We start from the raw sequence: 13,771 nt of genomic DNA on the forward strand, positions 1-13,771 counted from the left end.
ATCGCTCGGCCCCTTCCCCGTCAATCCTGCATCTGGCTCGGGCCTCGGCCCGACTCAGTCCGCGGCCGGGCTCAGCCCTCGCACTCCTTGCAGTAGTACAGCCCGTTCTTCTCACGGGCGATCTGCGACCGGTGGCGCACCAAGAAGCAGGACGCGCACGTGAATTCGTCCGCCTGGGCAGGCAGGACGCGCACGAGCAGCTCCTCGCCGGAGAGGTCCGCGCCAGGCAGCTCGTAGCTGTCTGCGGCCTCGGCCTCATCCTCGTCCACCGAGGCGGACTGCTTGTCCGTGCGCCGCGTCTTCAGCTCTTCGATGGAATCCTCGTTGAGCTCTTCCTCGTTCTTGCGCGGCGCATCGTAGTCGGTCGCCATAGTTATTCGTTCACGCTCCGGTTACTCGCATCAGTCACGTGGCCACTCCACGTGGTCCACTCTCTAACGCACTCGGCGCCCATTTTGTGCCCAGTGACGGGGAGATTGTTCCCGATCGGCGCCGGTTTCGCCACTCGGGCCGAGATTGTGGCCGCAGAAGTCGCGGCACACCGAGCGATGAGGCTGAAAACCGCGCGAGACAATGGCAGAGTTTCCGTCAAGACTAGGCAACGCTGGAGGCTTCAATGCGGGAGCAACCGCAGGACATTCTGCAGGAACTTCGCCTCGTCGGCGTTCACGACGACGGTCAGCACCTGTTGCTGAGCGCTGCCTCGGGCGAGCTCTTCCGCCTCCGCGTCGACGAAGCGCTGCGCCGCGCCGTTGCACGGCCAGCCCCCCAGCGTCCTGCCCCTTCCGGCGACACCAACCTCTCGCCCCGCCAGATTCAGGCTGAAATCCGTGCCGGCGCCACCGCCGAGAGCATCTCGGAGTCCTCCGGCATCCCGATCGACCGAATCCGCCGCTACGAGAGCCCGGTTCTCGCGGAGCGCGAACACATCGCGATACTCGCCCAGGCCACGGAGGTGGGGCCCCCGCCTCCCGCCCACTCCGCGTTTGCCGCCGAATTCGGCAACGGCCCGGCCCGGCTCGGCGACGTCGTTTCGCATCGCCTGGGCGTGTACGGCGTCAATCCGTCTGCTGTCGAGTGGGACTCCTGGCGGCGCCGCGACGGACTGTGGACCGTCGTCGCCCGGTTCGCGCTGCCCGAAGGGGCGCCAGCCGCCATCGGCGAGGAACCACCCGCAACCTGGACGTTCAATCCCGTGCGCCGCACGGTGGCCAACGCGAACCGCTGGGCGCAGCAGCTGAGCGAGCTGGAGCCGCTCGACGGGCCCGCGTCGCCGCGCCGGCTCTCCGTCGTCGACCGCCCGTTCGACGTCGACGCCCCCGAGTCCCCCCGCCCCGAAACACCGCTTCCCGAGCCGCGCGATGCTGAGGCGGATCTCCTCGACATGCTCCGAGCCCGCCGCGGCCAGCGGCTGGGGCTCGACGAGGACGCCGAGGACGCCCTCGCGCTCCTGCTCACCCAAGGCATTCCGGCGGCCCATCCGCGGCCCGGGGAGGCCAACGAGCGGAGCCAGTCGGAGCGCCCAGCGGCCGACCGGGCTGGCGACCGCGGCCAGCGGGAGCGGAGGGGTCGCGGTGAGGAGCGCGACAATGAGCAGCGATCCCGCCGACTTGAGCCCGTCCGCGACACGGTGGCCCCGATTTTCCCCCGCGCGCCCCGCGACGAGGACCCTGCCCGCGCTCAGGAGGATCCGCACCTGCGGCTCGCGCCGGGGCTGAGCGCCTCGACGCATGAGGTCACGATCGTCCCGGCCCAGCGACCGGATGAGTCGGCGTCGGCCGCATCACCAACGGCAACCGATTCGCCGGCCGCGACGGAGGCTGCGGAGGGCCGAGAGGCAGAGAAGGACGACGACGAGGCGCACCACGGCGGAGCCTCGGCGGCGCCCGAATCCGAGGCACCCGAGGCGCCCTCCGGTGAGTCGGAAACCATCCCGGAGCCAGCTCGGCGTGCCTCGCGCTCGAAGCGGTCTTCCATCCCCAGCTGGGACGAGATCGTGTTCGGGACGAAGAGCGAATAGCTCAGGCTTCTGCGGCCAGGGCCGGTCTGGCAAGGCCGTCGAGATGCCGGTCCGCGAGGCTGGTCAGGACAGGAAGCGCGGCGGCAAGCGCGGCGCGCTCCTCGTGTGAGAGCAGCGCAACATCACCCGCGAGTTGGCTCGTGCCCTCGCGGCGAACATCGTTGATCGTGGCCGTCCCCTCGTCCGTCAGGGCCAAGACGAAGGCCCTCCTGTCGGCTGCATCCGGCGTCCTCCGAACCCATCCCCCGGCTTCGAGCACCTCGGTGAGCCGCGACATGCTCGCAGGGCTGATGCCGAGGTTCGCTGCCAGGTCGCCTGGCCGCTGAGGTCCTCCGCGGTCGAGTGCCGCGAGGGCCGCGAGCCGGGAGGGGGTCAGGTCTCTTTTGCCTGCCTCCCGCCGGAGGTAGAACGCGAGGCGGTTCACGGCCTTCCGCAGCTCTGCGGCAAGGGCGGCGGTCTCGGCATCGTCGCGTGCGAGATCCCGGGTCATCGCCGCCTCCCGGATTCTGGGGCGGTCTCCGCAGCGCCGCCCGGGGCGGTCGGGGAATCGGCCTCGACCGCCCCCGCCGTATCGCGACTGTGCGCCCGCGTTCCCGGGTCCACGTACCTCTCGCCCCGCAGGGCAGAAGCAATTGCCGCGATGAGGCACGCGGCGACAGCGAACGCGAACGCGACCTGAAGGCCTGAGGCGAACGGCCCCGAGATGAGCGACGGGAAGAAGGCTCGGCCCGTCAGGTAGTGGACGTTCGCCGCCGGGAGCGAACCGAGCACCTGCGGCCCGAGCAGCGTCTGCACGGGGTTGTAGCCAAGGAGCGACGCGAACAGGACGCCGACGGGCGGAAGCGCCGCAATACGGTCGGCGGCAGCTGCCGGGACGCCCTGCGCGGTCAGCCCGGCAGTCAAGGTGTGGGGAAGTGATCCTGCGAGGCCGGCGATCATGAGCGAGAAGAAGATGCCGATCGAGAGCACCATGGACGAGTTCTGGAAGGTCGTGCTCATCCCGGCGCCGACACCCCTCTGTCCGGGAGGCAGGCTGTTCATGATCCCCGCGCGGTTGGGGGCGGCGAAGAGGCCCATGCCGATGCCGTTCGCGAGGAGCGCCAAGGCGAAGACCCAGTAGTCGAAGTCGACCGGAAGGACGAGCAGCCAGAGGAAGCTGGCCGCCGCGACGACCATCCCGCCCGTCGCGAGGAACCGTGCGCCGAAGCGATCCGAAAGCCAGCCCGACGTCGGCCCGGCTACGAGGAAGCCGATAGTCAGGGGAAGCATGTAGATGCCCGCCCAGAGCGGCGTCGATTCGAAGCTGTAGCCGTGACGCGGGAGCCAGATTCCCTGCAGCCAGATGATGAGGATGAACATGAGGCCCCCGCGGCCGAGTCCCGAGAGCAGGCTGGCCAGGTTCCCGGCCGAGAACGCGCGGATTCGGAAGAGGTCCAGCCGGAACATCGGATCTGGCGTGCGGAGTTCGATGACGCAGAACACGATGAGGACAGCGATGCCGCCGAAGATGGCGACAAGGACCCACGGATTGGTCCAGCCCATGGGGCTGCCCGCGTAGGGCTGGATGCCGTAGGTGATCCCGACCAGCACCGCGATGAGGCCGATGGCGAACGTGAGATTGCCCCACCAATCCATGTGGGAGCGTGGCCGCGTGCCCGACTCGTGGAGCCGGAGCGAGGCCCAGACGGTGCCGAACAGGCCCACCGGGACTGAGACGAGGAACACGAGGTGCCACTCGAGCGGGCCCAGCAGCCCGCCGAGGATCAGGCCGAGGAACGAGCCGGCGATCCCGGCGACCTGGTTGAGGCCCAGCCCGAGCCCGCGCTGGTTGATGGGGAATGCGTCGGTGATGATCGCGCTCGAATTCGCCATGAGGAGCGCTCCTCCGACCCCCTGGAGGATGCGCATCGCAATGAGCCACACTGCGCCGGCCGCGCCGTGGAGCCACGTGATCGAGAGCAGGACCGAGAAGAGGGTGAAGATCGCAAAGCCTGCGTTGTACATCCGCACGCGCCCGTACATGTCGCCCAGGCGCCCGAAGCTCACGACGAGCACGGCCGTCACGACGAGGTAGCCCATGATGAGCCAGAGCAACAGGCTGGTGTTGTTCGGTTCCAGCGGATTGATGCCGATGCCACGGAAGATGTCGGGCAGGGCGATCAGCAGGATCGAAGAGTTGATGGTCGCCATGAGGACGCCCAGCGTGGTGTTGGACAGGACGATCCACTTGTAATGGGGACTCGCGAGGTCGCGCTCTGCGTGCGCCGCCCTCCGTGCCCGGTATGCAGTCCAAGCGTTTGAGCTCATGGAGGCCTCCCAGTCGATGAGCAGGCAATCTCGGGAACGCGAGAGTTAGTTGACGTGTACTAACTAGATTACGCCGCGAGCGCCGGAACGGGGAGGGTTGCCGCGCTCCGTCAGGTGCGGCGACGCCGCTTGGACTGGGCCGGTCCCGAGGCTCGGAACGCGATGAGCGGGACGAGACGCTCGGCCTTTGTCAGCGAGCCGTGCTGTCCGACCATGGTGAAGGCCGCGGCCCGGACGCGGCGCCCGTCGTACAGGGCGAGCTCACTGTGCGGGGCAACGAGAAGATCCCCGATACGCTCCTGGACCTCGGGGCGGACGGTGCCGAAGAGCCCGTGGGCCAGCGCCTGAGCCTTGGTCATGATCCACGCCTGCTTGCCGAACCGTTCCTGCCACCGCTCGAGCACCCGCTGCAGCGCGGCGTCGTCCGTCGGATCCTCGAGGTGGAGGTGGACCATGCGGGGCTCCCCCGCCGTGAACCTGATGCCTTCGACGAGGTCGGGTTCCGCGCCGAAGTCGACCCGACGCCCTTCGGCAACGTCGACCATTCCGTGGTCTCCCGTGACGAGGACGAGCGTGTTGGCCGGGAGCTGCGCGTCCAGGCGCCGGATGCAGGCGTCGACCTCCTCGAGCGCCTCCTCCCACGCCGCCGATGCGCAGCCGGCGATGTGGCCGGCCTTGTCGAGTTCGTTGAGGTAGAAGTACAGGAGCATGCGCGGCGATGCGGCGAGTGTCGCGGCGGCCGCGGTCGTCCGCGCGTGCAGCGTTTCCGCGCCGATGAAGCGCCCCCCGCGCAGGGCCGCTCGGGTCATAGCCGATCCCTCGAACTGGGGAAGGCTCACCGTCGCAACGGGGATCGCGGGGTCAAGGCGTTCGAACACCGTGGGGAACGGCTGCCACCTGTCGGGGTCGACGCCGGGATCCCAGCCGTTGAGCTGGTTGACCACGCGGCCAAGATGGGGGGCGAGGACGTCGTACCCGACCATCCCATGCTGGCCGGGCGGAAGCCCGGTCCCGAAGCTCGCCAGGGAAGCCGCCGTCGTGCTCGGGAACGCGGCGTCGAGCGTCGTGGGGATGTTCCCCTGGCCCGCCTGCAGCTTCCCCCGGAGGAAAGGTGTGTGGGCGGCGCGCTGGGTCAGGAGCGAGCGGCCGAGCCCGTCCACCATGACGACGCACACCCGGGGGGCGTCCGGCAGGCCAAGGGGGTTCTCAAAGCCCTCGGCGCCGAGGGCCGACGCACAGCTCGGAAGGAGGTCGGCAATACTGCGCCGACCGTAGGCAGGTGCCGCGGGAAGGGACTCGACGGCCGCCGGAAGGGGCGATCCCGTCACTCGCGGCCCCCGTGCCCGCGCGAGGGCCGCCCCCCGAGGCCAGCGAGCCGTGGGCGTGTGGCGGCGGGAAGGGGTGCTGAGGGACTCTGGACCACGCGCGTGGGGCTCGCGACGTTCGCGGCCCGCAGCAGCCGCGCGAAGTTCTTGGCGGTGTTCACGGCCTCGGGCCCGTCTGCCTCGGAGCTGATCCGCAGGACGATGTCCTCCTGCGCGATGCTGCCCGTGTAGCCGTGGTCGGCCTCGCAGTTCGGGTCCCCGCATGAGGCCGGGAGGAGGTCAAGCCGCTGCCCTCCCGACCAGGCGATCGAAAGGGTGACCTCGCGGACCGGGTCCCCCGGCCCGTAGGCGGCAGGCTCTGTGAAGACGTAGCTCAGGACGACGGTCCTGACCTGCGAGAGCGGGATCGACTCCGTCGAGACTTGTGCCGTTGTGCGCTGCGGGTCCGCCTCGAGCGGCGCCTCGTCGACGTGCGTGATGACCAGGAGCTCCTCGGTGAGCGCGAGGACCGTGATGTGACGCCGGACCTCGGCGCGCTCGAAGTGCGTCTCCAGGTGAACGAGGTGCGCGAGCGGCGATGCGCCGTCGAGGGCATCGTGGACGACGTCGGCGACCAGGCGGGGGTAGAAGCCCGTGCGCTCGAGGTCTGTGCTCAAGGCGCGCGCGGCCGGCTCACGGCCAGGCACATGGGAGGACGGCGTGTGGCTCATAGAGCCCATTCTCCCAGACGGGTCCATGGACCCTAGAAATGCGTCACCGTCATTGATCCGACATCATTGATCCGACATCGCCCGGCGCGCGCTGTCGGAGCGGTGTGCCGCGTTGCCGAGCCAGACGTCCGCGTGCAGGACCGTGAGCCCGTGCTCACTCACCACGACGGGCTTGAGCTCGAGCACAGAGACCTCGGGATGCCGATCCTTGAGCAGCGAGACCCGCCCGACAAGGCTCTCGAGGGCCGCGACATCGAGGGCCGGAAGTCCCTCATACCCGAAGAGCTTCTCCGACGCCCGGGGCGCACGGACGAGGTCGCTGACGTCCAGCGTCGTGAGCGGTGGGACCCGGTGGGCCCAATCGTCGAGCAGGGCGACCGCGTCCCCCGCAAGGCCGAACGAGATGACCGGTCCGAGCAGCGGGTCCTCGATCGCGCGCACCACGCACGCCTGCCCGAGTGGAGCCATGCTCTGGACTTCGAGCCGCGGCGCCCCGTTTGGCCCTGCGGCGAGCTCGCCATAGCCCGAGAGGGACTGCTCCATGAAGCCGAACGCCGAGCGGAGCGACGGCTCGTCGGGGATGTCCAAGCGGACTGTGCCGAGGTCGAGCCGGTGCCGGAGGCTCGAGGAGGTCGACTTGAGGGCGACCGGCCAGCCGAGGGCCTCCGCCGCGACGACGGCGTCGTCGACCGTCGCGACGGTCCGTGACGGAAGCACTCCGATCCCGTAGCACGAGAGGAGGTCGGCTGCCTGACGCGGGCCGAGCCGAACGAGGTTGGGGCCAGCGACCCCCGTGAGGGCCGCGTCGATGAGGTTCTCGGCGCCGTCGTCGTCAAAGGCAGCGTCGAAGGGTTCGCTGGCCTCCCGCGACAGCCACTCGCTGTAGCGGACGACGGCGGCGAGGGCCGCAACCGCGTCGCCGGCGCTCGTGAAGGCAGGGACGGTCGGCGAGCCGAGGGCCTCGGGGCCCGGGTCCGGGATCATGCCTTCCGCCTGCTCGGGGTGTCCGAGGATGCCGGTGAACGCGGCCACGATCGCCGTCGACCGCGCCTCGGCACAACCGGCGAGGATCTCCGCGACGGCATTCGGCTTCACCCCGGCGGTGGGGACGAGCGCGACGACGATGGCGTCCGCAGTCCCGGTATCGATGAGATCCAGGATGCGGGCCCTGAGTGCCGGAAGCGCGACGGAACGCCCGGCGAGGTCGAGGTCGGTCACGGTATCGGTCACCGTGAGGCCATGCCCCTCGGCTCCGTCGGCCACCACTCGCCCGAGCGAGGCCGCGTTCGAAAGCACAGCCACCCGGGGGCCGCGCGGCAGTGGCCCCGACACGATCTGTGCGACGTCGACGAGCTCCTCGAGCGTCGAGACGCGGATGACGCCAGCCTGCCGCAGCATCGCGTCGAGCGCCTCGGGCGGTGCCTGCGACGTCCGCACCGCGTGCCCAGGCGGGAGCCGCAGCCCAAGGATCTCGCTCTTGGCGACGATGACGGGCTTGCTGCGGGCGAGCCGGCGCGCGATCCGCGAGAACTTCCGGGGGTTGCCGAAGGACTCGAGATAGAGGCCCACAGCGCTGGTGGCGACGTCGTCCTCCCAGTACTGCATGACGTCGTTCCCGGAGACGTCAGCACGGTTGCCGGCCGAGAAGAGCGACGAGAAGCCGAGCTTCCGGCGGTCCGCGGCCGCGTAGAGCGCGATGCCGATCGCCGCAGACTGGGTGAAGAGGCCGAGGCTGCCCTGCCGCGGCATCGCGGGCGCCAGCGAGGCGTTGAGACGGACGTCGGGGTCCGTGTTCGCGATGCCGAGCGAGCCCGGTCCCACGAGGCGCATCCCGTGGGACCGGGCATGCCGCACGAGCTCGCGCTGGAGGGCGAGGCCGCGTTCGCCGTCCTCGGCGAATCCCGACGAGGCGACGACGACGCCCCGCACGCCCGCCGCGGCGCACTCGGCGACGACCGCCGCGACGTCGTCGTACGGCACCGCGACGAGGGCGAGGTCCACCTTTCCGGGCACCTCGCCGATCCGGGCGTAGGTGAGCATGCCCCCCAGCTCGAGCGCCTCGGGATTGATCGCGCACACGCTCCCCGCGAAGCCTCCGTCGACAACGTGCGCGAGGAGCTGCTGGCCGACCGAGCCCCAGCGCCGGCTCGCGCCGATCACGGCGACGGAACGCGGCGCGAGCAGCCCTTGGACCGAGAGGGCCTCGGCGCGGTGCTCGCGCGACTCCATGACGGCGCGCGACCTCTCCGTCGGGTCGATCTCGAACTCCACGCTGACCACGCCGTCGTCGAAACGGCGGTCGAGGGCGTAGCCGGCTTCGGCGAAGACGGCAAGCATCTTGCGGTTCTCCGGGAGGACCTCGGCGGTGAACCTGCGGATTCCGCATTCCCTCGCCGCGGCGGCGAGGTGCTCGAGCAGGATCGAGCCGATCCCGCGCCCCTGATGCCGGTCGGAGATGTTGAACGCCACCTCGGCTTCGGTCGGGTCGCCGAGCCGGTCGTACCGGCCCACGCCGATGAGCTCGTCGCCGATCGTGATCACGAGCGCGACGCGATCGCGGTAGTCGACCTCGGTGAAGCGCTTGAGCTCCGCATCGCTGAGACGAGCCTTGTAGCTGAAGAAACGGAGGTAGATCGAGCTCTCCGACTGGCTCATATGGAATGCTTGGAGCGCTGCCGCGTCGCTCGGGCGAATCGGCCGGAGGTGGGCGGTGCCTCCGTCACGGAGTACGACATCGGCTTCCCAGTGCTGGGGATATGCGCTGACCGTGCCCTCATCCGCCATAGGCTTAGCCTAGTTCAGGCCCTGTTCTCCCATGCGTAAGGATTCAGCAAGCGTTGGCACGTCGATCCGCCCCGTCCGGGAAGTCCTCCAGTCTCCTCCCCCTCGGCGAGGCTCCAGCCGAGAACATCACGGACATCGACGTCGCATCCGAGATGGAGACGTCGTTCCTGGAGTACGCCTACTCGGTCATCTACTCGCGAGCGCTTCCGGACGCCCGCGACGGCCTCAAGCCCGTCCAGCGCCGCATCCTCTACATGATGAGCGACATGGGGCTGCGACCCGATCGGGGCCACGTGAAGAGCGCCCGAGTCGTCGGCGAGGTGATGGGCAAGCTGCACCCGCACGGAGACGCCGCCATCTACGACGCGATGGTCCGCATGGCGCAGGACTTCGCGCTTCGGCTCCCCCTCATCGACGGGCACGGGAACTTCGGCTCCCTCGACGACGGACCCGCGGCGCCCCGATACACCGAGGCGCGCATGGCGGCAGCGGCCCTCGCGCTGACAGACGATCTGGACGAAGACGTCGTCGACTTCGTGCCCAACTATGACAACCAGATCATGCAGCCCGAGGTCCTCCCGGCCGCGTTCCCCAACCTCCTTGTCAACGGTGCCTCCGGGATCGCCGTCGGCATGGCGACGAACATGGCGCCGCACAACCTCGCCGAGGTCGTCTCCGCGGCCCAGCTCGTCATCTCGAACCCCGAAGCGACGCTCGATGACGTCATGGAGCTCGTCCCCGGCCCCGACCTGCCCTCGGGCGGCAGGATCGTGGGCCTCGACGGGATCCGGGACGCGTACCGCACCGGCCGCGGCTCGTTCCGCACGCGCGCCACTGTCGCCGTCGAACAGCTCTCTGCCCGCCGCACGGGGTTGGTCGTGACCGAGCTTCCCTACATGGTGGGCCCCGAAAAGGTCATCGAGAAGATCAAGGACGCCGTCGGGTCGAAGAAGCTCCAGGGCATCAGCGACGTCATCGACCTCACGGACCGCAATCACGGTCTGCGCCTCGTCATCGAGCTCAAGAACGGCTTCAATCCCCATGCCGTCCTGGAGCAGCTCTACCGGTACACGCCGCTCGAGGACTCCTTCGGCATCAACAACGTCGCGCTCGTCGACGGTCAGCCGCAGACCCTGGGCCTCCTCGACCTGCTGCGGGTCTACGCGAACCACCGCATCTCGGTGGTCCGGCGCAGGACGGCGTTCCGGCTCGGCAAGCGCAAGGACAGGCTCCACCTCGTCGAGGGCCTCCTCGTCGCGATAGTGGACATCGACGAGGTCATCCAGATCATCAGGACCTCCGACGAGGCCGCGGCCGCACGTGAGCGCCTCATGGCCGTCTACGACCTCACCGAGATTCAGGCCAACTACATCCTCGAGCTCCGCCTTCGCCAGCTCACGAAGTACTCCCGGATCGAGCTCGAGAAGGAACAGGACGAGCTGCGTCGCGAGATCGAGGAGCTCGAAGCGATTCTCGGCTCCGACACGCTCCTCCGCGAGCTGGTATCGCGAGAGCTCGGCGAGGTCGCTGCCAAGTACGGCACTCCACGGCGCACCCTCCTGCTCGATGCGGAGGAACAGGCGCCCGCAGCGGCACGGGCACTCGCCGCCGCGGAAAGCGCGAAGGACGGTCCGAAGAAGGCCTCCGGGAAGGCGCCGGCCCTCGCCCTCGAGATCGCGGACGAGCCCTGCTGGGCGATCCTGACAGCGTCCGGAAACGTCGCCCGGACGGCGAACGCGGATCCACTGGTCGAGGGCGGCTCGCGCGTGCGGCACGACGTCTTCCGCTCCGTCGTGCGGACGACGGCGCGCGGCGAGCTGGGAGCCGTGACGTCGACAGGGCGGATGGTGCGGCTTCAGGCCGTCGATCTCCCGGTCGTCGCACCGGCCGCAGGGCTGCCGAACCTCGCGGGAGGCGTCCCCGCGAAGGACTTCGTCACCCTCGCCAAGGGCGAGTCCCTCGTCGCACTCGTGCCGCTCGACGCCGTCGTCGCCCTCGGCACGGAGCAGGGCATCGTCAAGCGAGTGAGCCCGGACTATCCGCTCAACCGGGAGGATTGGGAGGCCATCACGCTCAAGCCCGGGGACCGCGTGATCGGCGCCGCTCCCGCCGGCGACGACGACGCCCTCGTGTTCATCTCCGAGCAGGCGCAGCTCCTGCAGTACCCCGCCTCGGCCGTCCGCCCCCAGGGCCGGACGGCTGGCGGGATGGCCGGGATCCGCCTCGCCGACGGGGACAAGGCCCTCCACTTCGGAGTCGTCGCGGCGGGCGACGAGGCCGCCGTCGTCGTCACGATCGCGGGAAGCCGCGACGCGCTGCCCGGAACGGCGCCGGGAACAGCGAAGGTCACGCCGTTCTCGGAGTACCCGGCGAAGGGCCGCGCGACGGGCGGCGTGCGGGCACACCGCTACCTGAAGGGCGAGGACGTCCTGCTCGTCGCGTGGGCGGGGCACGGACCGGCGAAGGCGTCCTCGAGCGCGGGCGTAGCGCGCTCCCTGCCCACGGAACCGGGGCGCCGGGACGGCTCCGGCGTCCCCCTGTCCCAGACGGTGGAAGAGGTCGGCCCGAGCTTCGGCTGATTCCCGAAGCCCGGGCCCGGATGGCCTACGCCGACGTGCTCGACGCGACGGGTTCCTCGCCGGTGGCCTTCGCCTCGAGGGCCGTGGCCTCGAGGTCGATTCCTTCCTGCTCGGCCGCGGCAACGGCAGCGGGATGGTCGAGCGGCAGCTGAACGGCCTCGCCGTCGGCAGCGAGCGCGACCGGCACCTCGGGGAGCGGCATGTGGGCCAAGTCGATGAGCGGGTCCTCGTCCTGGTGCTCGACGACGTCGTGCGCCTCGGCGGCCGACTCGACGCTTGGCATCGAGCCGGGGAGCGGACGGCGCGCCGACTCCTGGAGGAAGAGCACCGCGACGGCGCCCACGAGCGATGTGGCCATGAGGTAGTAGGCCGGCATCATGTCGTTGCCGGTCGCCTGGATGAGGGCGTCGACGATGAACGGCGTCGTTCCCCCGAAGATGGCGACCGCGAAGTTGTACGCAATGCCCATGGCGCCATAACGGCTTGCGGTCGGGAACTGCGCAGGCAGCGCCGAGGCGAGGTTGGCGACGTAGAACGTCACGGGGAACGCGACGAGGGCAAGGCCCGCGAGCGTCGCGGCAACGCTTCCCACGCCGATGAGCAGGAACGCCGGGATCGCGAGGACGATCGTGCTCACGGCACCAATCCAGAGGACCGGGCGACGGCCGATGCGGTCGGAGAGCCGGCCCGTCAGCGGGATGCATAGGCTCATGACGACGAGCACCGGGATCGTGAGGAGGGTCCCGTGGAGCTCGTCGTAGCCCTTCGACTCGGTGAGGTATGTCGGCATGTAGGAAGTCAGCGCGTAGCCGACCGTGTTCGCGGCGGCGACGACGACCATCGCGACCAGGATCGGGCGCCAGTAGGAGCGGACGATGTGGAGGGGTCCCTTGGCTGCGCCCTCGTCGTCGGCGGCCAATTCGTGCGGGGCACGCTCCTGCGCCTCGAGCGCCGCCTGGAAGGTCGGGCTCTCCTCGATGCGGAGGCGGAAGTAGATGGCGATCGCGCCGAGCGGGCCTGCGGCGAGGAAGGGGATCCTCCAGCCGTACTCGCCCATGGCGGCCGAGCCGAGCGTCATCTGCAGGACGGACACGAGCGCGGCGCCGGCGGCAAAGCCGAGATAGCTGCCCATGTCGAGGAAGCTCGCGAAGAAGCCCCGGCGGCGGTCCGCAGCGTACTCGCTCACGAACGTCGTGGCTCCCGCGTACTCTCCGCCGGTCGAGAACCCTTGCACGAGCTTCACGAGCACAAGCAGGGCTGCCGCCCACACGCCGATCAGGTTGTAGCCGGGCAGGAGGCCGAGGGCGAAGGTCGACGCTGCCATCATGATGAGCGTCGCGGCGAGGACGCGTTGGCGGCCGATCTTGTCGCCGAGCCAACCGAAGAAGACTCCGCCTGCGGGGCGGGCAACGAAGGTCGCCGCGAACGTGCCGAGCAGGAAGAGAGTCTGGACCGACGCATCGGCTTCCGGGAGGAAGACTGGCCCCATGGCAGTGATGAGGTAGCCGAACACGCCGACGTCGTACCACTCCATGGTGTTGCCGACGATGGTCCCGCCGATGGCGCGATGAAGCATCGAGCGGTCCACGACGTTGACATCCTCGACGCGGAGCCGCCGCTTGCGGAAGGCGATGCGACGCCGGGACGTGCTGGGGGGAGCCTTCTCGGGGGCGACGGACTCGCGGACGACGGGCTCGCGGGCAGCTGACTGGGGGGCGGTTTGGCTTAGGTCTCTCGGCATTCTCTCTTCTCTCGAGGCGTCGACGAGGCGGTCCTGCGGTGGGCTTTTCAGGGCTCCCGCTCTCGGGCAGGCATCCACTCTAGTCAGCGGAAGCGAGAGCGCTCCCTCGGATACGCGTGGAGCGCCATGAGCAAGATCACAGGCAGGCAGCAAGACGGCACCACCGGCTTGCCTGCGGCCCCGCCCCGCGGAAACTCGCCGATCCGCGGAGCCAGTAGGGTTTGGCGTGGATGCTTCCCCGGGAACGGCCTGCCTCTCCCGCCGACCCAGGAGGGTGCCGCGAACGTTATCGTTTTGTAATCAAA

9 protein-coding genes are annotated in these 13,771 nt (G+C 69.7%); 2 read left to right on the top strand and 7 right to left on the bottom strand.

Features of this window, described 5'->3' with window-relative positions; genetic code table 11:
* Positions 1–71: 71 nt before the first annotated feature.
* Positions 72–371, bottom strand: a complete 300-nt coding sequence (locus V7053_RS03080; protein WP_043122976.1) for a DUF4193 domain-containing protein — start codon at positions 369–371, stop codon at positions 72–74.
* A 245-nt stretch (positions 372–616) separates the two neighbouring features.
* On the opposite strand from V7053_RS03080, the gene sepH reads away from it, so the two are divergent.
* Entirely contained in the window at positions 617–2,020 is a 1,404-nt protein-coding gene (gene sepH, locus V7053_RS03085) for a septation protein SepH (RefSeq protein WP_334170799.1), read from the top strand.
* Position 2,021: 1 nt separating this feature from the next.
* On the opposite strand, the gene V7053_RS03090 is transcribed toward sepH, so the two are convergent.
* The 5 genes from V7053_RS03090 to V7053_RS03110 all read right to left on the bottom strand — a co-directional run bounded on the left by V7053_RS03090 (position 2,022) and on the right by V7053_RS03110 (position 9,146).
* The gene (locus V7053_RS03090) at positions 2,022–2,510 is read right to left on the bottom strand and encodes a MarR family winged helix-turn-helix transcriptional regulator (protein ID WP_334170800.1); all 489 of its coding nucleotides are present in this window, start codon (positions 2,508–2,510) and stop codon (positions 2,022–2,024) included.
* Positions 2,507–4,327, bottom strand: a complete 1,821-nt coding sequence (locus V7053_RS03095) for an MFS transporter (RefSeq protein WP_334170801.1) — start codon at positions 4,325–4,327, stop codon at positions 2,507–2,509. The genes V7053_RS03090 and V7053_RS03095 overlap by 4 nt, the downstream gene beginning before the upstream one ends.
* A gap of 110 nt (positions 4,328–4,437) precedes the next feature.
* Positions 4,438–5,655, bottom strand: a complete 1,218-nt coding sequence (locus tag V7053_RS03100) for an alkaline phosphatase family protein (RefSeq protein WP_334170802.1) — start codon at positions 5,653–5,655, stop codon at positions 4,438–4,440.
* Complete coding sequence (locus tag V7053_RS03105) at positions 5,652–6,362, bottom strand: DUF5998 family protein (protein WP_334170803.1); 711 nt, start codon at positions 6,360–6,362, stop codon at positions 5,652–5,654. The genes V7053_RS03100 and V7053_RS03105 overlap by 4 nt, the downstream gene beginning before the upstream one ends.
* Positions 6,363–6,425: 63 nt before the next feature.
* On the bottom strand, positions 6,426–9,146 hold the full coding sequence (locus tag V7053_RS03110) for a bifunctional acetate--CoA ligase family protein/GNAT family N-acetyltransferase (protein ID WP_334170804.1): 2,721 nt from the start codon (positions 9,144–9,146) through the stop codon (positions 6,426–6,428).
* A gap of 53 nt (positions 9,147–9,199) precedes the next feature.
* On the opposite strand from V7053_RS03110, the gene V7053_RS03115 reads away from it, so the two are divergent.
* On the top strand, positions 9,200–11,725 hold the full coding sequence (locus V7053_RS03115) for a DNA gyrase/topoisomerase IV subunit A (protein WP_443022491.1): 2,526 nt from the start codon (positions 9,200–9,202) through the stop codon (positions 11,723–11,725).
* Between the two features lie 25 nt (positions 11,726–11,750).
* Here V7053_RS03115 and V7053_RS03120 read toward each other — a convergent pair whose 3' ends face one another.
* Positions 11,751–13,466 (bottom strand): MFS transporter, encoded by a 1,716-nt coding sequence (locus tag V7053_RS03120; RefSeq protein WP_334170805.1) that lies wholly within the window; start codon positions 13,464–13,466, stop codon positions 11,751–11,753.
* Between the last annotated feature and the right edge of the window lie 305 nt (positions 13,467–13,771).

This window comes from Sinomonas sp. (genome assembly GCF_036848755.1).
Lineage (GTDB): Bacteria > Actinomycetota > Actinomycetes > Actinomycetales > Micrococcaceae > Sinomonas.